Annotated in this window: 14 protein-coding genes and 1 pseudogene; 14 read left to right on the top strand and 1 reads right to left on the bottom strand. The window is 45.0% G+C overall.

The window, feature by feature from the left end:
- Positions 1-627: 627 nt before the first annotated feature.
- The 14 genes from IQ242_RS01040 (at position 628) to IQ242_RS00975 (ending at position 23,865) form a co-directional block, all read left to right on the top strand.
- A complete protein-coding gene (locus IQ242_RS01040) occupies positions 628-3,672 on the top strand; it encodes a type I polyketide synthase (RefSeq protein ID WP_193958714.1) in 3,045 nt (1,014 codons plus the stop codon).
- 21 nt (positions 3,673-3,693) lie between these two features.
- Positions 3,694-7,143, top strand: a complete 3,450-nt coding sequence (locus tag IQ242_RS01035) for an SDR family NAD(P)-dependent oxidoreductase (protein WP_193958713.1) — start codon at positions 3,694-3,696, stop codon at positions 7,141-7,143.
- A gap of 66 nt (positions 7,144-7,209) precedes the next feature.
- Positions 7,210-8,763, top strand: a complete 1,554-nt coding sequence (locus IQ242_RS01030; RefSeq protein ID WP_110578581.1) for a thioesterase family protein — start codon at positions 7,210-7,212, stop codon at positions 8,761-8,763.
- A 141-nt stretch (positions 8,764-8,904) separates the two neighbouring features.
- Complete coding sequence (locus tag IQ242_RS01025) at positions 8,905-10,716, top strand: NAD(P)/FAD-dependent oxidoreductase (RefSeq protein WP_110578582.1); 1,812 nt, start codon at positions 8,905-8,907, stop codon at positions 10,714-10,716.
- Positions 10,717-10,843: 127 nt separating this feature from the next.
- The gene (locus IQ242_RS01020; RefSeq protein WP_016517237.1) at positions 10,844-11,605 is read left to right on the top strand and encodes an SDR family oxidoreductase; all 762 of its coding nucleotides are present in this window, start codon (positions 10,844-10,846) and stop codon (positions 11,603-11,605) included.
- A gap of 84 nt (positions 11,606-11,689) precedes the next feature.
- Positions 11,690-13,054, top strand: coding sequence for an NAD(P)/FAD-dependent oxidoreductase (locus IQ242_RS01015; protein WP_110578583.1), 1,365 nt, complete (start codon positions 11,690-11,692; stop codon positions 13,052-13,054).
- Positions 13,055-13,101: 47 nt separating this feature from the next.
- On the top strand, positions 13,102-14,865 hold the full coding sequence (locus IQ242_RS01010) for an NAD(P)/FAD-dependent oxidoreductase (protein ID WP_193958712.1): 1,764 nt from the start codon (positions 13,102-13,104) through the stop codon (positions 14,863-14,865).
- A gap of 128 nt (positions 14,866-14,993) precedes the next feature.
- Positions 14,994-15,365: a hypothetical protein gene (locus IQ242_RS01005; RefSeq protein WP_110578585.1), complete on the top strand. Its 372-nt coding sequence runs from the start codon at positions 14,994-14,996 to the stop codon at positions 15,363-15,365.
- 73 nt (positions 15,366-15,438) lie between these two features.
- Complete coding sequence (locus IQ242_RS01000; protein WP_193958711.1) at positions 15,439-16,464, top strand: SGNH/GDSL hydrolase family protein; 1,026 nt, start codon at positions 15,439-15,441, stop codon at positions 16,462-16,464.
- 78 nt (positions 16,465-16,542) lie between these two features.
- Positions 16,543-17,865, top strand: coding sequence for an ABC exporter membrane fusion protein (locus IQ242_RS00995; protein ID WP_110578587.1), 1,323 nt, complete (start codon positions 16,543-16,545; stop codon positions 17,863-17,865).
- Entirely contained in the window at positions 17,862-19,058 is a 1,197-nt protein-coding gene (devC, locus tag IQ242_RS00990; protein ID WP_110578588.1) for an ABC transporter permease DevC, read from the top strand. Before IQ242_RS00995 ends, devC begins: the two co-directional genes overlap by 4 nt.
- Positions 19,059-19,106: 48 nt before the next feature.
- On the top strand, positions 19,107-19,781 hold the full coding sequence (locus IQ242_RS00985) for a DevA family ABC transporter ATP-binding protein (RefSeq protein WP_110578589.1): 675 nt from the start codon (positions 19,107-19,109) through the stop codon (positions 19,779-19,781).
- A gap of 201 nt (positions 19,782-19,982) precedes the next feature.
- Positions 19,983-21,713 (top strand): NFACT family protein, encoded by a 1,731-nt coding sequence (locus tag IQ242_RS00980; RefSeq protein ID WP_193958710.1) that lies wholly within the window; start codon positions 19,983-19,985, stop codon positions 21,711-21,713.
- A 586-nt stretch (positions 21,714-22,299) separates the two neighbouring features.
- Complete coding sequence (locus IQ242_RS00975; protein WP_193958709.1) at positions 22,300-23,865, top strand: TIGR04222 domain-containing membrane protein; 1,566 nt, start codon at positions 22,300-22,302, stop codon at positions 23,863-23,865.
- Positions 23,866-24,127: 262 nt separating this feature from the next.
- Here the strand turns inward: IQ242_RS00975 and IQ242_RS00970 are convergent.
- Positions 24,128-24,578, bottom strand: a pseudogene (locus IQ242_RS00970) (hypothetical protein); the annotation flags it as partial.

Genomic DNA, 24,578 nt, shown 5'->3' with positions numbered 1-24,578 from the left:
GTGTGGAAGGAAGAAGAATAGGGATAATTTTCCAGAAATATACTCTTCAAATGGGAGCATCTCACCTTTGTAACCCCTAAATCAGGTTTTATGTCAAGCTATTTTGAAAGCCTTGCTAGAAACCAGTTTTAGGGACAAGTATAATTACTCACTTGCATAAATGAGATGCTCCCCTTCAAACTCTTGAAATCCTTGCCGTCGCCAAGACTCCTACGAATGATCAGCACTGATGATCACACAAAGTCGAGAAGAGCTGCTTATCTTCTCCCTTAACATCCTAAACTTCCAGAAGAGCCGCTTATCTTCTCCCTTAACATCCTAAACTTCGATTGTCACTGCTGAAACTTACCCATATACTTGTGAATAAGTTACAACTATAGAGTAAATGCTAAAGTTTTCCCTTTAACATTTCTCTGGAAAATCCTTTGAATAATTGAATACCTTGGCTTATATACCGTGATTTTATCAAGGTTATTTTAAGCGCAAATGAGATAGTTGTAATTGCTAAACGACAATAAATCATAAGCTTTCGGGAAATACCGAAAAAAGACCTGGCTGGGTTCCCTCGCTCCTAGGATAACCAGATAGTTATCAAACACAATTATTGTCCTCAAAACAAGGAAAAAAATGCCGAAAACTCAAAGCGATAAAATCGCCCATCCTATAGCCGTTGTCGGAATGGGTTGCCATTACCCTGGTGCCAAACAATTAAGCGAACTGTGGGAGAATATTTTGGCGCGTCGTTGTCAATTTCGCCAGTTTCCCGATCAACGTTTACCACTCTCGGAATATTATGATCCCGATCCCGCCACTCCCGATAAAACCTACGGAACACGCGGGGCCTTCATTGATGGCTTTCAATTCGACTGGATTAATCGTCGAGTTCCCAAAAAAACGGTCGATGGAACCGACATCGTGCATTGGTTAGCCTTAGAAGTAGCCGACAAAGCGATCGAAGATGCTGGGTATCGTCGAGATACCATTCCCACCCAGAAAACCGGGGTCATTCTCGGCAATTCCTTAACTGGAGAACATACTCGCTCGAATGTGATGCGGTTACGTTGGCCCTACGTACGAAGAGCCTTGCGAGCCGCTGCCGAAGTCAAAGGACTGTCTGGAACAATTGTGGAAGAACTTCTCGAAACAATGGAGAAATTCTATAAATCCGTTTTCCCACCCATTACCGAAGATACCCTAGCTGGAGGACTGTCCAACACCATAGCCGGACGAATCTGTAACTTTTTTAATTTTGACGGTGGTGGTTATACCGTCGATGGCGCTTGTTCCTCCTCCCTAATCGCCGTTGTCACTGCCGCCAACGCTTTAAGTAATGGCGATTTAGACATGGCCTTAGCCGGTGGCATTGATATCAGTCTCGATACCTTTGAATTAATTGGTTTCGCCAAAACCGGCGCACTGACGGCTCAGGATATGAAAGTGTATGATCGCCGAGCCAGTGGTTTTGTTCCTGGAGAAGGATGTGGTTTTGTTGTCCTCAAACGCTTAGAAGATGCACAGGCCGATGGCGACTACATTTATGCCCTGTTGGACGGCTGGGCGTTGTCCTCCGACGGCAAAGGAGGCATTACCGCACCCTCTAAGGTGGGACAGTCCAAAGCCCTATTAAGAGCTTACGAAAAAGCCGGTTATAGTCCCCAGTCTCTTCATTTTATTGAAGGACATGGAACCGGAACCCCCGTAGGCGATCGGGCTGAAATTGAAGGGGTAGCCCTAGCCATGAACGCCTCGAAACCTGCCCCCCCTCGTTCCTGTGGCATGACTTCTTTTAAATCCCTAGTTGGTCATACGAAAGCGGCGGCCGGGATCGGGGGTTTCATTAAAGCGGTCATGGCGGTTAATCAGCGGATCGTTCCCCCTACCGTTAACTGTCAAGAACCGAATCCCGTTTTCGAGGAGAGCGCCCAATGTTTATATCCAGTGCAACTAGGGGAAGTCTACCCAGAAACGGAGATTTTACGGGCGGGAGTGTCGGCGATGGGTTTTGGGGGCATTAACTCCCATGTGACCCTTTCTTCCGGGGACCCGGCGACGACTCGTCTCAAATCTGGCATAGCCGAACGGGCTTTATTCGTGTCTAACCAAGATACAGAGTTATTTGTTTTTGGGGCGAATTCAACGACAGACCTCTTCAAAATCGTCGAAAAGCTGAAACCGCAACTAGAAGGCATGAGTTTGGCAGAAATGCCCGATTTGGCGGCTAAATTGGCGCAAGAATTACCTGAACACTGCCCTACGAGGGCCGCCCTGATCGCGGCAACTCCCAGGGAATTATCCACAGGACTCGATCGCCTCTCCCTACTGCTCACAGAGTCCTCCCTTAGAAGCGGAGAAATGCGCGTCTCTCCTCAAAAAGACCTTTGGTTAGCCGAAAAGGTGCAACGAACTAAAATCGGCTTTCTCTTCCCTGGCCAAGGTTCGCAACGTTTAAATATGGCGCGGATGTTGGTGGAACGTTACCCCTGGGCGCAGGATTTTCTCTCCCAAGCCGATCAATGGTTGCAAGAAGCGGGATTGGCACCGAGCGGTCCGGTGATCTACCGTCCTCTCGATCGAGCCATCAATCGCGAAGAGGTGGAAAATTGGTTCCAAGCCTTAACCCAAATCGCCCCCCAAACGGTTTGTTTTGTGTCCTTACTATGGCAGAAATACTTACAGCGATTAGGAATTAAACCGGTGGCTGTGGGCGGTCATAGTTTAGGAGAATTAACGGCCTTCCAAGCGGCGGATTGCTATGACGAAAAAACTTTACTTTGTTTCGCCGCCCTCCGGGGACAGGTGATGACGGAGAGTAGTTCCACTACAGGAACAATGGCCAGTTTAGCTTGTTCCCGTTCTCAAGCGGAGGAGTTACTACGAGGAGTCGCGGGATATGTGACAATCGCCAATTTAAATAGCCCCAGGCAAACAGTAATTTCGGGTGAGGTCGATAGTGTTTTGGCGGTTCTTGAAAGGGCTTTGGTGCGAGGGATTCAAGGAAAAAAATTACCCGTCGCTAACGCTTTTCACTCGAAAATGGTGGCGGCGGCGGCGGAAAAACTTCGCCAAACTTGCTCTTTTGCGGAATATCCAACGCCGAAGTTGTGGTTAGTATCTAGTAAAACAGGACAGCAAGTTTCCCAAGTAATTTCTCTATCAGAACACTTCGCCGACCAAATTACTGCACAAGTTGATTTTATTTCTCTATACCAACAGATTGCTCGTCAATGTGACTTCTTGTTGGAGGTGGGTCCAGGAAAAGTTCTTTCGGGATTGACCGCAGAAATCGCTGAATTTACCCTCTGTTTGCCCCTAGAATCTCAAGTGGGTAATACACGGGATCTGAATACAGCAATTGCGGCGATATTTGTGCAAGGAACTGGTATTAATTGGAATTTTTTCTACGAAAATCGGTTGATTCGTCCATTTATTCCAGCGTCAGAACGCCTGTTCATTGATAATCCTTGTGAGCGTTCCTTCGATTTCGAGCGTGAGGAACTCGATCAAATCATCCCTTTTCCACTTCAAACCACATCTAAATCAGCTTCTCTAGAGAACTTACCTGCTTTATCCACAGAGGAAATGAGTGACCTTCTCAGTCATTATTTTTCGCAACGAAGCTCATTTTTAGCCGAATTAATTCGGGCTGATTTAGAAAACCTCTCTTTCCTGTAAACCTATTCGCTGGATGATACCATGACTCACGAAAAACTTTCTCCCAACGAACAAATGAATGAGAGAATTTTGACAATTCTCTCAGCTTATTTTCAGCAAAGGGGTTCCTTTCTCGCTCAAGTAATCCGCGCCGATTTACAGTCTCTAGGCAGTAACTTTAAGCCTTCAGATATCCCGAACAATGGGAAAAGTCCGACCCATTCTTTCTCGGCTCCGACCCTAGAGAATCCTACAATAAAACCACTGGTTATGATCGATTCCGCTCCCGGGAAATCTGTCCCCACCGGGGCTAGCCAACCTCCTGCCAATTTAGAAACCCAATTAATTGTCTTAGTAGCGCAGAAAACGGGATTTCCCGAAAATACTATTCACCTAGGAGCAAGACTGCTAGATGACTTAAATTTGGATTCTATTAAGGGAGGGGAATTAATTGCCGATTTTGCCAAGCAGTGCAGCGTAGCGGGAAAAGTGGATCCGACCACTCTAGCGAACGCATCGCTTCAAGAAATTCTCGAAGCCGTGCGAGAAGTGATGCCCACCCCAATGGAGTCTTCTACCCCGAATCCAGTGGTAACTACAGAATCTAGAAAGGATGTGCAAACGATTTCTCGCCTCTTGCTAGAATTAGTTGCCGGAAAAACGGGGTTTCCGATCGATAGTTTGTCCCTACAATCGCGCTTACTGGATGACCTGAACTTAGACTCCATTAAAACCGCAGAATTAGTAGCGGAAGCGGCGAAACAGTTGGGCGTTGCCGGCCAGATCGACCCCGCTCAGTTTGCCAATGCCACCTTGGGCGAAATCGCTGAGATTTTAGCCAAACATAGTCAATCCCTCGGGACGGACAATCCTTCACCCGTCCCAACCGCTCCCTCTCTAGCTTCTAGCTCTTCTCCTTGGGTTCGTAACTTCGTAGTAGAATATTCCCCCGAAGAAGCGATCGAGCTGCCGGCAGAGGAAAGAGAAAACTGGGAAACCGCCAATTTATTTGCCTACGACAATTGGCCAGAAGCGCACATTCTCATCGTCGCCGAATCGGAAGAAACGGATTGGGTGCAGATGCTGGAGAAGCACTGGCAAGACAAGGGTGCGATGGTTGAGAAGATCACCTACGAAGAAATGGCCCAGCAAGGAGGGATTCAAAACCCGAAATATACGCACTTCTTAGGAATTTTGCCGCAAAAAGCGCGAGGGCATGGCGATTCCTCGGCGCGATTACTAGGAGCTATGTCTCGCCTTAGAGCGATCGCCACTCCCCTCAGTGCCAAGCAATTAGAACGGGAATATGTCACCGTCGCCTATCTTCAATTCGGGGGAGGTCACTTCGGTCGTTTACCCGGAATGAGCAATCTGGAACAATGCGGTACGATGGGCTTTGCCGCTAGTCTGCATTTAGAGCGGGCAGATCTGAAGGTACGGGTGATCGATTTACCCAACCAAAACCCCTCGCCCGCGTTGACCGAAACCATCATTGGTGAAATCGGACGCAAAGAAGCCTATTTAGCCGTGGGCTACGATGAACAATCGATCCGTCGCCTTCCTCGCCCGAAAGTACAGGATCGCACCCAATACACTTCCCGTTCCCTATCTTGGTCAACGGAGGACGTGGTATTGATTACCGGTGGTGCGAAGGGAATTACCGCCGAATGTGCCATCGCTTTCGCTCGACTCACTGGAGTCAAAACCGCCCTTGTGGGGCGTTCTCCCCATCCCCAAGATGATCCCCTTGATGCTAGTGCGCGCGAGATCGCCCAAACCCTACGGGCGTTTGCGGAAGAACGGCTGATCTGTCGTTACTATTCCTGTGATGTCACCGATGCGATCGCTGTCCGAGAGCTAGTTGAGCAAGTTCGCCAAGAGCTAGGGCCGATCACTGGTGTGATTCATGGTTCGGCGTTAAACAAACCCCGTCGGGTGGAAAATTCCACTCTCAGCGAGGCCAAATCGGAAGTAGCCCCCAAAGTCCTGGGCGTTTTGAACCTAATGGAAGCCTTAGAAGAAATGCCGCCGCGACTTTTTGTCGGATTCTCCTCCATTAGTGCGGTTTTGGGATTACCCGGGAATACTTGGTATGGCTTTTCCAATGAATCCCTCGACCTTTTACTTCGCAACTTTGGCGAAAGACACCCAGAAACGTCGGTTTTGGCGATCGCCTTTAGCGTCTGGTCAGAAGTGGGCATGGGGGCGCGCATGGGAACGGTTCGGAATCTCAACCGGATGGGCATTGAGGCCATGCCCACAGAAGATGGAGTCAATCGATTCTTAGAACTGATGTTTAAAGATCCCGGGGATTCTCAAGTAGTGGTCACGTCCAAATTGGGCGGCGTGGAAACCATGCGACGGGGCTTTGATACATGGCGTACCCATCGTTACGAACCCCCCGCCTCTTTCTCATTTATCGAAAATATTCACACCATCGAATTGGGAGTAGAAGTGGGTTTCCGCACCCGTCTTACCCTCGCTCAAGACTCCTATGTTCGGGATCATATCTATAACGGTTCCTATCTTTTCCCCACTGTCTTCGGTTTAGAGGCAATGGCTCAGGCAGCCTTCTATGTCAGCCAAAAAACGGCATTTTCTCGGCTTCGTCTGCAAGATATCCGCTTAGAGCGACCGATAGTTGTCGATCCCGAACAGGGAGTAGAGATCGAAATTTGGGCACGAGTTCTCGAAAAGAAATCTCCCCATGATCCGCTACAAGTGCGCGCCGAAATCCGTACGGAACGGACAGGGTTTACCATCGCCCATTTTGCCGCCACCTTGATTCTCGACGATCAAAGTGCCGAAGTTCCCCTCTCCACGGTAACTGTACCCGATCGACCCCTAGATCTTGACCCCAAACAGGATCTTTACGGTTGGTTACTCTTTCAAGGAACCCGTTTTCAACGACTGAAAAATGTCTATCGTCTCAACTCGAAAGAATTCCTATTCTCCACCCAAGTAGGCGGCGAACGAGCGGAAAAAGAAACCTTCGATCGAGCCGATGGCCCGTTCCTCCTCGGTGATCCCTACTATCGCGACTCTCTTCTGCAATCAGTACAACCAATTATCCCTCAAGATATTTGTCTACCCATCCGCATTGATCGTATTGATCTCTACCAAATTCCCCAGAACCAATCCTGTTTTGGACTAGCTATCAATGAAGGACGCGAGGGCAAAGAGTATCGTACCACTGTCACGGCAGTCAACGAGCAGGGGGAGGTTTTGGAAACGTTAGAAGGTTATCAGTTAAGGATTCTAGAACATCGAGGCGACAATCCCACGGCGGAGGAAATCGCCAATCCCGGTCAACGGGACGAACGGCGATTACAAGAACAATTGAAACAGTCGGCCGAAGCCTTCGGGATCGATGCCCCAACCCTAGCGCTCACCTATCAACCCGGTTTACAAAATTTGCCCACCAGTGAGCGCCGACAACAGGAAGTTCCCTTATTCGCCAAAACAGTCGGAAATTTCCTCAATCCTTCCTAATCATTCCGGGAGAATGGTACGAAAAACGTCTCATTCTCTCCACCTAGTTTCGGAGAATGTTTCAAGATGGGCAAATTCAGACAAGATACGATTACTTCCGCCGTTGATTCTTGGGAACCAGGGAAAACGATGAAAGCACCGCTATATTCGATCACTTCTGGAACAACTCTTCCCCCGGGGATTGATGGTTTACCGCTCCCTCAAACTCCTGAAATTCAGTGGTTAACATCAGGTCAACCGATTCTGCAAGGAGCGGGAGTGGAAAATGTCGGGGTTTCCCTATCCCATGATGAGCAATTCTGTCTCTGTGTCTCCGGTTATGGTCGGCAAGGATGCGATATCGCCCCCATTACTCAACGAAGTCCCCAAGATTGGATCGCTTTACTGAGTTTTAAACGAGAACTTCTACTTCAACAATTACTCGCTCGAGGAGTAGAATCGATCGACCAGGCAGCAACTCGCATCTGGGCCGCCCTGGAAGCTCTCCGGAAAGCTACCCAAGCCATGGACATCGACTTAGTTTTAGAACGATCTCTCGGAGAAAATGTTTTATTTCGAGGCCTCGTTGCCGGTCAGTCTTTATCTGTGCTTACCTTTCCGGTGAAACTTACCCGCAATCCTCAAAGAATGGTAGCGGTGGTGGTCAATTCAACTCCCATTTCCTCCCCTCCCCAAACCACCGTTTCCACTCCCTTGCAAAAACTAATCTGGCGCTGGCCTGTGGGTTACAAGGAAACGGCAACCATTAGCCAAAATGTTTATTTTTCCTACTTCTTTCACTGGATGGGACAAGTACGAGACCGGGCAATTCAACCGATCCGTCATACCTTGGGGGAATATCTCAAAACGGGACGGTGGGGAATGGTAACCAATCGTAGCCAAGTAGAGATTTTTGGAGATTTAGGACTACAGGATCAAGTAGAAGTTCATTTTTGGGTGCAGGAAGTTTCTGGGTCAACTGTTAATTTTGGTTACGACTGGTTTCGGGTGACAGAGCAAGAGATACGAGCAAAAATTGCCCATAGTACTTTAACCATGACTTGGACAGAAATTTCTCCTGGTCAAGGCTCAAAAATTCACCCCCTGCCCCAGTTTTTAGCGGATTTTATGGCGGGTCTTTATGAACCGATTCAAACTTCGCCAGTTCCTTCTCTTTTCTCCATGGGCAAGGAACTCTACCGCGTCCATTATCCTCGCGAGAAAGGAAAATTACTCCGGCAAGAATCCTTTCTCACCTCGTTAGAAGAAACGGATGCGATCGGAAATATTAACTTCGCCATCTATAGTGATTGGCAAGGTCGTTTACGTGACCGTTTCGGTTACTCCCTAGTCCCCGAATTCTATGGACGTTCTGGCCAACGAGGAGAATTTCGTTGTCTTCGTAGTCAGATTGACTATTTACGAGAAGCTCTCCCTTTTCAAGAAATTCACGTTTCTATGCAACTGAGGGCTGTATTTGAACGGGGAATGACCTTAGGTTTCGAGTATTTCCGTCAGGATGCGGCGGGTAATTTTCAGAAACTTGCCGTGGGAGAACAGGATGTAATTTGGCTTCTTGCCGATCAACAAGGCCAATTTCAACCCAGTTTTTTACCTTCGACTATTCAAGACGCTTTCTGAGCCGATCGCTCAATTTCTTGGCCGAATCTTTCCAGAAAAAAATCTAGCGAAGTTGAAGTATTCCCTAAATCAGTTTTTTCCTATCTCTTGAGCGGCTATATTCAAGCCACCAAAGTTTTTTAAATCCTAGGAGTTGTTACCGTGAAAAATATGTCTAATCGCCCTTACGATGTAATTATTATGGGGTCCGGTTTAGCTGGCCTTTGTCAAGCTCGACATCTAATGCTCAAAATTCCTAATATTCGGATCGCTATGATTGATCCTCGTCCCGAAAATCGGACAGAAAAGGATCTCAAATTAGGAGAATCTACAGTTGAAGTAGCGACACTATTTTTTGGCAAAGATTTAGGATTGTACGAATATTTAATTGAAAATCATCCCCCGAAATACGGTCTGAATTTTCACTGGCCCAAGCGAAATGATCAGACAAAAACCATCGATGATTACTTTCATATCTGGGCAAATCGGCAACCGGATTTAGCTTCGACGCAACTAAATCGCCCGAAATTTGAACGCGATCTGCTGAAAATGAATCGGGAAATGGGCGCAGATTTTTATAATGGCCGGGTAGTGGATATCGATTTGACCCCGAATGATCAACTACATACCGTTAAGGTTAAATTACCAAACGAGTCGATCGAGTTACAGGGTAAGCATCTTGTAGATGCGGCCGGAAGAAGATTTTTAATCGGCAAGAAAACTAATAATATTAGTTTCGATTCTAAGGATTTGTATGGGGTAAATACTGGTTCAGCTTGGGTTCGGGTTCAAAATGTCGATCGAACAATTTTTCATTCTGGTTACGACCCCACAGGAGCAAGCTGTAGTCATTACTACGCAACCAATCACTGGTTTGGTAAAGGTCATTGGTTATGGATGATTCCCACCGATATAGACACAATGGAATTATCGATCGGTGTGATTCACCACCATGATTATATTTCCAGTGAAAGCCTCAATAGTAAGGAAAAATTCTATGAATTTCTCAAGGCAAACCATAATATTCTCTATCAATTGGTCACCAGTGCCGAGAATATTGATTTCCACTACTGGCCGAGGCTCGCTCACACCAGTAAAACCCTATACTCTCCCGATAATTGGTATGTGATTGGCGATTCTGCTTGTATTTTTGATGCTTTTTATTCTCTCGGATCGACGATGATCGTATCAGCGATCGATAGTATTACAGAGATTATTCGCGCCAAGTTAGCCGGAGAAGTCAACGCGGCGGAAAAATGCCAAGCCTACAATCAATTCAATCTGACTCTGATCAACTCGATTAATCTCTTTATGCATAACCATAGTCGTCACTTGGGAGATGCCAGTATTATGAGTTGGCGAATTTACTTTGAAAACATGATTTGGTTTGGCATTTTGATCCCCATTTTTGTGGGCAAATGGCACTTAGACTTAGAGTTTATCCCCCAGTTCGTCCAAACTTTCCAAACAACCCTCAGAAGTCTAGTTTATGAAATTCACGATCAGTTCGATCAACTGGTGGACGAAAAGAAAAATATCGGCTTAATGGATTGTTACCGTAGTGATCAACTGATTTGGAACTATCACACCCCTAAGCGTTATACCCACGCCCTCGAAAATGCCCAATATGAACCAAAACAAACCAGCGTATTTACCAGCATGAAGAAAACCTTCTTCTATCTGACCATTTGGTATCTAAAACTGCAATGGAAAAGTGGCGGTCTGTCCCAAGTTTGCCACCCCCGTTCTCTGGGTACAATGGCAAAATTATTGACCACCTCTATTTACATTGGTCTGGGAGATATCATCTATAGTTTAACTGGGAATCATGGCAGCGAAAGCCAATTGATCGCAGAAATGAGAGAGGCTTTTCAAGAGTATCAGTATGGGGATACCCTTCAACCTTGGATAGTCGAGGGAGTAGATACTAAATCTCTGGAAATGGAAGCGGAAAAAGTTCCCTTGCAAGTGTAGATATTTCCTGGGGCAAATTACCCCATTTAGACAATGTTTACCCTCCGAGAAAAAGCTGATTTCTTTGCTCTCTCTCTCATAAAAAATATCCCTGCTCTTGTTCAATTATCCAATCTTAGGAGGAATTATGCGACGTATTTTCATCACTGGTGCTTCTAGTGGCATTGGCCAAGCTTTAGCGATTAAATTAGCGCAAGAGGGTCATATTTTAGGATTAGCCGCCCGTCGTCAAGATAAGCTAGAACAGGTTGCTCAACAAGTACAGGCAGCGGGGGGTAAGGCCTACCTTTATCCTCTCGATGTGCGCGACCGTCGCCAACAATTCGAGGCGATCAATCATTTCGCCGGGTTAGGGGGTTTAGATGCCGCCGTAGCCAACGCCGGATTCGGCATTACAAAGCCGATTTTGGCAACCAGCGAGGAGGAAGCCCGAGAATTATTCGATGTGAATCTCTTCGGCTTACTCTACACCTTACAAGCTAGCGCTCCCCATCTTCACGAAGGTGTTTTTGTCGGCGTTTCTTCTGTCGTTGCCTATGCTTTGCCCACGGGTTACGGGGTTTATAGTGCCTCGAAAAGCGCGGTTTCATCCCTACTCACCGTTGCTCGCCGCGAGATGGGCCATCAATTTAAAGTCGTTTTGGTGAGTCCTGGGGAAACTCAGACAGAATTTTGGCAAGTTGCCCAAAAGCGTTCCGGGCATTTAATTGATGGTCGTTCTCCAGTGCCGATGGCTTCAGCCGATACGGTGGCGGCAGTAATTGCCCGAGCGATCGAGCGTCCCCAACCGAATGTTTTTATGAATTGGACAGAGCGTTTATTGCCCATCCTACGCGGTGCTTTTCCGGCGGTTCTGGAACATCATTATCGAGTAGTTGAACAGCATTAAATTCCCTCTGGAAATCAGGGGTACCCCTGATTTCCTCCCTGACTTTTTCGAGTGAAATTTTGAAACTCTGGAGAACATAGAACGATGAATCCCCTGCTCGATCGAGTATGTATTATCGGTGCTGGTGCTTCAGGCATCGCAGCTTGTAAGGTCTTAAAAGAGCGAAGAATTGCCTTTGATTGTTATGAAATGAGTAACCGTGTGGGCGGTCTTTGGGTCTATAACAATGCCAATGGTTTATCCAGTGCCTATCGCTCCCTGCATATTAACACTTCCAAACAACTGATGCAATACTCCGATTATCCTTTGTCGGAGGAGTATCCTAATTTCCCGCATCACAGTCAAATCGCTCAATACTTTGATGATTATGCCGAGCATTTTGGCCTTAAGCCCCATATTCATTTTCAAACAAAAGTCGTTCAAGCTGAACCCCTAGAATTCGGTGGTTGGCAAATTACTCTCGACGATCAATCTTGCCATAATTATCGGGCCCTAATTGTTGCCAATGGACACCACTGGAATCCTCGTTGGCCTAACCCGTCTTTTCCTGGAGAATTTGAGGGCAAACAAACTCATAGTCATTACTATAAGAGTGGGGAAATTTATCAGGACAAAAATGTTGTTGTCGTCGGTTTTGGCAATTCTGCGATGGATATTGCCGTTGAAGTATCTCGGATTGCTCGAAATACTTACTTATCCGTAAGACGCGGCTTTCATATTATTCCTAAACACGTTTTAGGAACCCCTCTTGATCTAGCGCCAATTCCTCGTTTTTTACCGTTCTCCTGGAAATTAAAAATTCAAGCTTTTGCGGTGAAATTGCAGGTGGGAAAATTAAGCCAGTATGGTCTCCCCGATCCCGATCATCCTTATATGCACGCTCATCCTACCATCAGTTCCGATATTTTTTCCGCCCTATCTCACGGACGAGTGAAACCGAAACCCAACATTCAAAAGTTAGATGGAGATGGAGTGATCTTTGTGGACGGAAGCCGAGAAAAAGTGGATGAAATTATCTATTGCACTGGCTATAACGTGAGCTTTCCTTTTTTCCGTTCAGAAGTGATCGAGGTTAAAAATAATGAGGTACAACTATTCCATCATGTTTTTCACCCTCACTATCGCGATTTATTTTTTATTGGCCTATTACAACCGATCGGTCCAGTTATGCCGATCGCTGAATTACAAAGTCAGTGGATTAGTCAATACTTATTAGGAGAGTACAAGTTGCCCGATTCTAGGACAATGAAACGGGAAATCTTCCAAGAAAAAGAACAAGTTCGTCAACGTTACGGTTATTCAGCCCGTCACACAATGCAAGTGGATTATGAGCCTTATATTGCTCGTGTGAAAAAGGAGATGAAAAAGGGTTCCAGGGGAGCGGTACCTCTGCTCCAATCTGAAGCCAATTCTTTGTTACCAGCCCACATTGTTAGCACGATCAGCTAAATTTTCTGTTCCACTGTCTCTATTTACTCCTGTTCTCGGTAATTGTCATGATGAAAACCACTAATTCTGTTCGGCAATTCGTCTATGATGTTGTGATTATGGGTGCTGGTTTTGCGGGCGTTTGCCAAGCCCGTCACCTGATGCTTAAGGTTCCCAATATCAAGATCGCTTTAATCGATCCTCGTCCAGAAAATCGTAGCGATAAGGATCTAAAAATTGGCGAGTCAACGGTAGAAATTGCTAATTTATTTATTTGTAAAGAGTTGGGTCTTTACGAATACATGATTGAAAATCATCCTCCCAAATTTGGCTTAAATTTTCACTGGCCAAAAGATTCTCACAAAACCGATACCATCGAGGATTACTACCATATTTGGACGAATCGACAGCCCCCCCTTGCCTCTAGCCAAATGAATCGAGCTAAATTTGAGCGGGATCTGTTACGAATGAATAAGGAAATGGGAGTTGATTTTTATAATGGTCGTGTCGTTGATGTTACTATTCATCCCGGAAATGATCCCCATCAAGTCAAGGTTAAATTGCACGATGAAGTGATTGAATTAACCGCTAAACATTTAGTAGATGCCGCTGGTCGTCAATTTATTATCGGCAAAAAAACTGATAATGTTATTTTCGATCCGGAGCATCTTTGTGGTGTAAATACGGGTTCGGCATGGGTACGGGTTAAAAATATTGATCGAACTCTTTTTCACTCTGGCTATGATCCAGAAGCCACATCCTGTAGTCACTACTATGCCACCAATCACTGGTTCGGGCAAGGTCATTGGCTATGGATGATTCCCACGGATACAGACACTCAAGAAATTTCGATCGGAGTTATCCATCATCATGAAATTATTCCCGCCGATTATCTCAATCAAGAACAGAAGTTTTACGCATTTCTCAAAGCTAATCACAAACTTCTTTATGATTTATTGAGCAGTGGAGAGAAGATCGATTTTCACTACTGGCCGAGAATCGCTCACACCAGCAAGGAAGTTCTTTCGGCAGATAATTGGTATGTGATTGGGGATGCGGCTTATATTTTCGATGCTTTTTATTCTATGGGTACATCCCTGAGCACTTTTGCCATCGAAAGTGTTACTGAAGTCATTCGAGCGAAGTTAGCAGGAGAAGCAGATGCCGAGGTTAAACGCATCGCTTACAACCAATTTAATCTCGCACAAGCGGAAGGAGTGAATCAACTTATGCGCGATCACAAAACTCAACTCGGTCATGCCAGTATCATGAGTTGGCGAATCTATTTCGAGTACATATGGTGGTTCGGAATTTTGGTACCCCTGTATGTGGGAAAATGGCATCTCAATGTTTCCTTTATTGAGGGATTTGTCAAGATTCATCGTCAGACAGTCAATTCACTTTTTGTCGAGATTTACGAACAATTAAATCAATTAGTTAAACGAAAAGCTAACCTAGGCTTACTGGATTGTTATCGAGGGGATCAGCTACTAGGTGACTATCAACCGCTAGTCCATTTTGATAGCTTCCTAGAAAATGTTCAATATGAGCCTTTTCGTAGCAACATCTTTACGAGCATCAAATACACTCATTTCTATGGAGCGATTTGGTATCTCGTTTTTCAGTGGAAGGGGTTTGGTTTGGGGGGAGTAATAGCTCCTAAACATCTCTATCACTTCCTGCGACTCTTGCTTTTGTCAGGGGTCGCCTCGTTCGGAGAATTTTATCATCGATTAAAGATGAAAAAAATTCCTCACAATCATCAAATTGCTTGCACAACTGAGGAATTTAAACATTATCAATATCAATCTTCTTTAAACCCTTGGATTTAGCCGTGTTTATCAAGGGTGTTTTCTAGGAATAGGTGCGGCTAGGATGATCAAGTAATATGATTAATAGCTACCTATTTCTTTCCTGACAACTCTCCATTCTTGCTCTTAAGAATTACTCGGAAAAAGTCATGTTTACCTATGAAGAAATTCATCAAGGGGTCAAATCGTTAGGGCTAAATCTGACCGAAAAAGAATTAGCATCTCTACAGTCTGGCAATCTAGTTTCGTTAGAGCAAAGACGCTTAAGTGAAATTGGCTCTATTTTTATCCTCGCTGCTGCCCTTTGTCCTCTCAATTCAGACCAAAAAAGAAAAACTCCCCTATTTCTCGATATTTACGCTTCAGGGCAACCCGCATCTAATCAACAAGGTATCCCGGTTTATTGCTGGTCAAAAAAACCATCCGAACGAGCTTGTCTTTATCTATTTTTAGCCAATGGAATTCCTTCTTGTCAGATCGTGGTCACTTTTTATCAATTACCAGAGGAAATAACTTCCTAGGGAATTGTTTTGCTCAATTTTAATAGCATTTCTCAGAAAATGTGTTTTTATTTATTTCCAAAAACCTTAGGATATGTCCACAAGTAAAAGGTTATCTGTCTCGCTTATTTTTCCTGAATATTGGTTGAGGACACATCCTCTCCGAACAATAACCTTTCAAGCTTTTGGGATTGGTTCTCTTTCCTTACTCTGTGCAGGAGTAATACAATCTTCGGTTCAAGCGAGTAGCTTTAACATTGATGAAATCTATGTTTTTGGTGACAGCAACGTAGATATAGGTCGAGTGTATCAGGCTACTGGTGGAGCATTTCCACCGGTTCCCCTGTATGCCGAGGGACGTTTTACCAATGGCCCGGTTTGGGTGGAATATCTAGCCCAATCTCTGGGATTAACGGTTAATGCCGCCACCAATTTTGCTTTTGGCGGAGCGAATACGGGGACGCTGAACACGATTAATCCAAGTTGGCCAGGAGTCCTCACGCAAGTCAATCAATATCTTAATAGCGTAACGGTCGCCGATCCTCGGGGATTATATATCATCGCTGCCGGTGCTAATGACTATGTGTTTGGCGGCATCACTGAGCCAGTGGTGGCGGTGAACAATCTAGAAATTTCTATTCGCGCTCTTGTTGGTATGGGGGCCAGCCAAATCATGGTCAGTAATCTTTTCGATTTAGGAAAAGTGCCTCTTGTGCAAGGGACCGGACGAGAAGCGGCTCTCAATCACTTCACCACAGAGCATCGAGAGCTGCTATTTACTCGAATCAACCATTTGCAAACAACCTTTGGCTCCCGGGTGAAAATTATGACTCTAGATTTCTGGGATAGTTTTAACCAATTACAAGCCAATCCCGCTCGTTTTGGGTTTAGTAACCTAACAGAACCCTGTCTAGTCACTAATCCGGTTGTGAGTGTTTGTAGTGATCCCGATAGTTACTTTTTTTGGGATCAACTCCATCCCTCGACCGCCGGACAAAGAGCAATCGCCGCCGTTGCTCAATCGAGCTTACAATCTATCCCCGAACCAGCTACCCGTGGGGCTATATTCTTCGTTTCTGCCCTTGCTTTCATCGGTCGAATGATCCGAAAAAATCCCTAACTCCCTCCCCGTCGGCCTTTGTACAGTCTCGGTAGTTTCCTGTTTTGCCCTTATTTTTTGGTTAGAATCAACTAAACAATGGTTAAATCTGCATTTTTTGTGAAACCTAGAGGCTGGATAACAAGTGTTACTGTCATTACAGTTGCTATATTAACTGGTTCGAGTGCTACCTATTTTCTCATACGTTTTCGAGGGAATAGCCCCGCTCCAGCGGCGATTTATTCCCCATCGAAGATTAGTCCCACTGCTATCTCCGCCAGAGGCTATGTCGAACCCAAGGGAGAAGTGATTAAAATCTCGGCCCCTGCTTTCATGGAGGGAACGAGAGTAGCCCAACTCCTAGTAAAACAAGGAGATAATCTGAAAAATGGTCAAATTATCGCAATTTTAGACAACCATGAGCGCCTTCAAGCCGCTTTGACCCAAGCTGAAGCCCAGAGGAAAATATCCCAGGCCCGTTTAGCACAAGTTAAAGCGGGGGCAAAACAGGGAGATGTGGCCGCACAAGATGCCCGTTTCCAAAAAACAAGAGCGGAATTACGGGGACAGATTGCTACCCAACAGGCGACCATTGCCAGTTTAGAAGCGGAGTTACAAGGGGAAACCTCGGCCCGAAAGGCAACTATCGAACGAATTCGGGCCGAATTAATCAACGCACAAACGGATTGCCGTCGTTATCAAACCCTGTACCTAGATGGGGCTGTACCGGAGCAAGAACGAGACCGCTTTTGTCTACAAGCGGAAACCATCGCTAAAAGTTTACAAGAAGCGGAAGCGAATCTGAATCGAATCGAGCGCACCATGAAGCAACGTATTCAGGAGGCCAAAGCCAATCTCGATCGCACCCGAACCACCCTCGCTCAAGAGATCAAAGCCAATCAAGCGGCTTTAGAAGCGGTCGCCGAAGTTCGTCCCGTCGATGTCCAAGTTGCCGAAGCCCAATTAATATCCGATCAAGCCTTGGTAGAACGGGCCCGAGCCGAATTAAACCTAGCCTATGTAAAAGCACCAAAAAGCGGTCAAATTCTGAAAATTCGTACCTGGCCCGGGGAAGTTGTCGGCAATGAGGGGATTGTTGATTTAGGTCAAACTGGGGAAATGTATGTTCGCGCGGAAGTTTACGAAACAGACATTCAACGGGTGCGCGTCGGACAAACCGCTACGATTCGGAGTGATGGTTTAGCCGGAGAATTAACGGGAGTTGTTAGCGAAATTGGTTTACAAGTGGGCCGGCAAAATGTTCTTGGTACCGATCCAGTAGCCGATGCCGATGCCAGGGTAGTGGAAGTGAAAATTCGCCTTACCCCCGAATCGAGCGCCCAAGTATCTGGCTTAAGCAATTTGGAAGTGACGGTGGTAATTGAGGATAGCAATGCCCAAAATCAAGGAGAAACCAAGTGAATAAGCGAAAATTATTCCAGAAACGAGGCACTAAGTTGGCCACGGCTTGGCTACAGCTAAAGCATCAAAAAGTTCGTCTACTGGTGGCTCTTTCAGGCGTAATTTTTTCCGTGGTGATTATTTTTATGCAGTTGGGGATTCGCGATGCTCTCTTCGATAGTGCCGTTCGTTTCCATCAAAGTTTACAAGGAGATATTTTTTTAATCAGTCCTCGCTCGACTGCCTTAATTGCGATGGAAAGTTTCCCAGAACGACGACTTTTACAATCACTTGCTTTTGATGAAGTCGATTACGTTAGCCCGATTTATCTCGATTTCGCTCAATGGAAAAATCCTAATACTCGTAATTATTGGCGTAATATTTTTGTCCTTGGTATTAATCTGAGACACCCCGTACTCAATTTGCCTGGAATTACCGAAAATATCGAGAAATTAAAAATGCCTAATACGGTATTATTTGATCAGGGTTCTCGTACTGAATTCGGGACAATTGCCCAAGATTTTCGCAGGGATGGACGGGTAAGCACGGAGTTAGGAAATCCCAACGGAAATCGAAAGGTTAATGTGGTGGGTTTATTTCATTTGGGGACTTCCTTTGGCTCCGATGGAAATTTAGTGACTAGCCATATAAATTTTTTACGAATTTTTGACAATCGCCAGAAGGGCTTCATTGATGTGGGTTTGATTAAACTAAAACCGGATCAAGATATTCAAAGAACCCTAGAAAAACTCAGGAAATACTTGCCAAAAGATGTTCGAGTCTTGTCGAAAAGCGAATTTGTTAACTTTGAAAAAAAATATTGGCAAACTAGCACAGCGATCGGGTTTATTTTTAACCTGGGAGTGGCTCTAGGAATTATTGTTGGTGTGGTGGTAGTTTATCAAATTCTCTATACAAATGTTTCGGAACATCTTTCAGAATACGCCACCCTAAAAGCGATGGGCTATCGTCATAGCTATCTCTTATCAATGGTTTTACAACAGGCTTTTTTAATTGCTGTTCTCGGATATGTTCCAGGTTTTTTGATCGCTAATATTCAATATGAGTTTACTAAAAATGCCACCTTATTACCTGTCAATATGTCGCTTGATCGAGCGGTTTTTGTCTTTATCTTAACCTTAGTCATGGCCTTTGTTTCAGGAGCCACTGCTGTTAAAAAATTGCAAGATGCCGATCCAGCCGATATTTTTTAGAAAAAAGAAACAAATATCTATACCTCATCTCAAGGAAAGAGGCTGTCTATGGAAGTTATTGATATTCAAAACCTCAATCACTATTTCGGTCAAGGAACGCTGAAAAAACAAGTTCTTTTTCAGATCAACTTAAAAATCACAGAGGGAGAGATCGTTATTTTAACTGGCCCCTCTGGTTCCGGAAAAACAACCTTACTATCCTTAATCGGTGGCCTACGCTCTGTTCAAGAAGGAAGCTTACAGCATTTTGAAAAAGAATTACGGGGGGCTAGTGAAGAACAATTAGTCCAAACCCGCCGTCAAATTGGTTATATTTTTCAAGCCCATAATTTGTTACCCTTTCTAACCGCAAGACAGAATGTACAAATGTCGATCGAGCTTCAGGAACATCTCGGCGGGCGGGAAACAGAAGAACGCGCTGCTTTGATATTAGAAAAAGTCGGCTTAGGACATCGGATCGACTATTATCCAGATAGCTTATCTGGGGGACAAAAACAAAGGGTAGCGATCGCGCGAGCTTTGGCCGGTAATCCCCCATTAGTTTTAGCCGATGAACCAACAGCCGCCCTCGATAGTAAAACGGGACGAGACGTGGTGAATTTGATGCAACGTTTAGCCAAAGAACAGCACCGTACTATTGTACTCGTTACCCACGATAATCGGATTTTAGATATTGCTGATCGCATTGTTCACATGGAAGATGGACGCTTGTGCGGTTGCTAATACCCATCTAGAGAAACCTCAGAAAAGGCACTCCTCAGCTTTTCGGCTAAGACTGGGATACCTCCACCGATAGATTCTGACACCAAATCTGTTTTTAATTGAGGAAACAACTTTTTTGTCTTAGCCTTAGTGGGAAGCTATGATATTTTCATGCTTGGCGGTGCCAACTTTGGCATCGAGAAGATCTCCTGAATCCTGAAAATGCAATCCCTAGACTTTACCACCCTCAGTGCCACCTGTGCCGAAATTGCCGCCACTTGGCTGCCAGCCAGACTAGAACAAGTGTATCAAATTGATCGCCAAACGATCGCACTCTATTTACGAACCTTCGATCGCAAGGGATGGTTAATTATTTCTTGGCATCCCCAAGGAGCGCGGCTGCATATTGGCGCTCCACCGCCGAAAGTCCCTGATACCTTCACTTTCAGCGATCAATTGCGTCATCAACTCAATGGTTTTGCGCTGACAAAATTAGCATTTGTTGCCCCGTGGGAAAGAGTCATCGATCTGCAATTTGCCCAACGTCCCGATGATCCGGCCCTGTGGCATTTGTATATAGAAATTATGGGTAAATATAGCAATGTGATTTTAACTACGGCTGACAATCAAATTGTCACCGTTGCCCATCAAGTCAATGCCGCCCAGTCTAGTGTTCGCACCGTACAAACGGGACAAATCTATCAACTACCCCCCGTTTTATTGGCAACAGACCCCAGTTTAGAAGAATCCTTGAGCAGTTGGCAAGCCAGAGTTAGTTTAATCCCTAAAACTATCGAAAAACAGTTATTTAGTACCTATCGTGGGGTTAGTCCCATCATCGCTCGATCGCTGTTACAAAAAGCCAAAATTAACCCGAAATTAAACACGGATCAGTTAGATAATACTGATTGGGAAAAGCTCTTTTCAGCTTGGCAAGAATGGTTAAAAATCCTTGAAAATAAAACCTTTCAACCGGGATGGACGAGAGAAGGTTATACAGTTATCGGTGGGGAGATGCTGGCAGCGGCTAAAGATGTCCAAGAATTATTAAACCGTTATTATAGCGAGCAAATTAATCAAGAAAGCTTTCGACAACTACAGCAAAAATTAAACCAAAAAATTACCTCTTTACTGACTAAACTGCAAACTAAAGCGGCGGGATTTCAAACAAGACTAGCAGAATCTGCTCATGCTGATCGCTATAAAGAGCAAGGGGATTTATTAATGGCCAATCTGCAGCAAATACCGCAGGGAATGACTAGCATTACTTTGGCAGATTTCGAGACAGGAACCCCTGTAATTATTCCTCTTGATCCCGAAAGAAATCCCGTACAGAATGCCCAATATTTTTATAAACAACATCAGAAATTAAAAAGAGCGCGGTTAGCGGTGGAACCTTTATTAGAGGAAGTGGTTAGTGAAATTAATTATCTCGAACAAGTGCGATCGAGTTTAAGTCAACTAGAAAATTATAGCGGCAGCGAAGATTTAGAGGCATTAGACGAGATACAAGAAGAATTAATCCAACAAAAGTATCTAGAAAGCAATTACCAGCGTAATCGGACGAATAATCAAGAATCCGAACCCATGCGCTTTACTACTCCCTCTGGAGTCGAATTATGGATTGGCAGAAATAACCGTCAAAATGATCGGCTAACTTTTCGTAGCGCCAGCGATTACGATATCTGGTTTCATAGTCAAGAAATCGCCGGTAGTCACGTTTTACTCCGTTTAACCCCCGGTACAGTTCCAGAAGCCGCCGATCTGCAATTTGCCGCCGATTACGCCGCTTATTATAGCCGCGCTCGCCATAGTGAACAGGTTCCCGTCGTCTATACCCGTCCCAAATACGTCTATAAACCCAAGGGCGCCAAGCCCGGTATGGTGGTTTACAAACAGGAAACGGTAATCTGGGGCTGTCCTCAGAGGGTTGAAGATTACCGCAAAAAATAATTTTTTACCAAATTGTTTACTTTTTTTTACACAAAAAGGGTATTGTCTGTTACAATTGTTACTAGAGAGACAAATGCAGTTCAGGCGCTTGGGAACGCAAGAACTATATTTCCTCGGATTACAACAACAAACAACAGCAAACCAGTGGTAGCAGCCAATAGTCGGGGGAAAGACACAAAAAACCGACTATTTAGGTGATATTAAAGCAACCACTGGTATTTTATCTTCACCTAACCGGTTCTGTCAGTTTCCTCAACTTTCTTTTGGGTTTCCGAGACTTAGGGACTTGCGCTTTGATAATGTACCTTTTGGGCGAACGCAGTGCGCCCCTACATTGTGGACAAAATCCGTTACTGTAGGGGCGCAAAGCTTGCGCCCTCCGATCGATTGGGATATTATTCCCACGCAAGTCCCTTATTGCCCAGATGAATGATTTTGATTGTTGAGAATATTTGCTCTATCTTTGGGATGAAAGAGGGATAGTTAGCATCCAGCTTTTTGTAAAGAAATTTAAACTGCACGCATAGTTAAGCCTCTTCGGCCTAAATAAACGACTAGAAACAGTTTTTTTCGGGAGGCCCGGTTTATGGATAGCCCATTAGGGACGATGAACTTTCAACAGATAGAGCTATATAAAAGAATTCAGGCATTTGCCTTGGATCGGCCAGATAGTCAATTATCTTTCAGCCAACGATTAGCAAGAGATAACGGCTGGTCCTTAGGCTATACTCAGAGAGTGATCGAGGAATACAAAAAGTTTGTATTTCTAGCCGTTGTAGCAGGACATCCAGTCACGCCATCCGACCAAATCGATCAAGTTTGGCATTTACATCTGACCTATACGCGATTGTACTGGCAAGAGTTCTGTCCCAAAATTTTGCAAACCACATTACATCACGAGCCGACTCGTGGGGGTTCATCCGAGCAATTAAAATTTGGCAGTTTGTATAGCAAGACGCTAGAAAGTTACGAACAGTTTTTTGGACATATTCCTCCAATAGATATTTGGCCTAAACCCAAAGACCGATTCGGGCGAGATTTGCATTTTATCCGGATCAACACTCAACAAAGCTGGGTTTTGTCAAAACCTAATTTGACAATCTTCTTGAAACCACAACTGCGAAAAATAGGCATCTTTACCTTTTTAGTCTTCCTCTCACTGATGATAACTAGCTGTCAGATAATCTCCCAAATTCCTAACCCAATGAATTTTACAGGTCCGGAATTTTTAACCTTCTATATTTTCCTGGGAGTGATGGGAATCGCTTTGGCAGCCTGGCTACGTTTTTCCCTGTGCCTAGTTAGCGGTAATATAAATCAGCAACCTGATTTAAATACTTACGAGATAGCTTTCTTGGCGGGTGGCAATGATCGCCTGATTATGGCCGCAATCGCCAGTTTGGTAAAACAAGGCTATGTGGAGGTATTAAAAGAAGGCAAACTGGTGGTGACAGGAAAGATCGATGCTATTGCCGATCCTGTAGAAAAGGCGGTTGCACAAGATATTTTGGCCACTGATGGGGCAATTAAACAGGTTTTCCAGAAGTCTCAAGGAATGAAAGATAGCATTCGTTCCCGCCTAGAACAGCTTGGTTTGTTTCTGAGCGATGCCCAAGCATTGAAAGCGCAAATTTATCCATCATTGATTGTGGTTATTCTTCTAGGAATAGGCTTGTGCAAAATGGCTGTGGGAATTTCTCGCGATAAGCCAGTTGGTTTACTTCTCATCTGTATATTTGGGCTTCTAGTTTTGGGAGCAAGGTTTTTTGTCAAACCACAGTGCAAGCGCAGCCGTTATGGAGAGATCATTTTTAATGATTTAACAAATCGCTTACAACATTTAAAAACAGCCAATAGCAGCGATTCTGAACTTGTGCTTGCGGTTGCGTTGTTTGGAGCAACAGTTCTGATGGCGGATATGGCTTTAGCAGACCTGTATCAAATGCTGACTCCCATAGCCGCTGCTAGTAGCGGCAGTGGTGGCGGCAGTGGCGGCAGTGATGGCGGCAGTGGCGGCAGTGATGGCGGCAGTGGCGGCAGTGATGGCGGCAGCGGCGGTTGTGGCGGCAGTGGCGGCAGTGATGGCGGCGGCAGTAGCGGGTGTGGTGGTTGTGGTGGTTGTGGTGGTGGTGGTTGTGGTGGTGGAGGTTGATTGAGTTCAAGGCTATTAACAGCCGCTCGATCGAAGCGTGATGCCGAACCGCGAACTCCGTTAAATTTGTCTGTTTTTAGCGGAAGTTCCCCCATACAGATTCTGCCACAGCAGAGGTTGTCGCTTTTTGTCAAAGGGAAACTTCCGTTGAACATTCCCACCACGGTAGCTCTGTTAATTTTTGCCTTAATCTCCTCTCTGGTTTGATTGCTTACTGCCATCAGCCGAAAAAATCCTCCTTGAACATGGAATTTTATCGCTTCTACTTAACCCGAACTGGGGTTAAGTAGCCATTTTTCAGGAGAAAAGCTCTTAGGGCAGTGGGAAAGTCTGGATATTTGCCGAGCGCCGTACTTTGGCCATGGATATCGAGACCCCAATCGGAGTTTTTATCGTAATTAGTGAGAAGAAATTGCCAAGCTTCTTCGTATTCTCCTAGTAGAATTTTCTGTGCCACATAACCGGCCAAAATGCCATTAACTTCGGCTTTTTCTTTTTTAGCTAACTGAAAGGCTTTCAACATTGCCGCTAAAGTTTTTCTTAATTCTTGGGTATATTTTCTGGTGACATCCGCTAATTTACCCTGTTGAAAAGTATAAATTCTCGAGGGAGGAAAAGAGGCGGCGTAGGAACTAAAAGCATACAAAAAAGCATTATCAACGGTGACAAATTCATAATTATTATCTCCATCTAAATCTTCAAAGGAACCACCA

Source organism: Microcystis sp. LEGE 08355, from assembly GCF_015207185.1.
GTDB lineage: Bacteria > Cyanobacteriota > Cyanobacteriia > Cyanobacteriales > Microcystaceae > Microcystis > Microcystis panniformis.
This window is presented reverse-complemented; position numbering and strand designations above follow the sequence as displayed.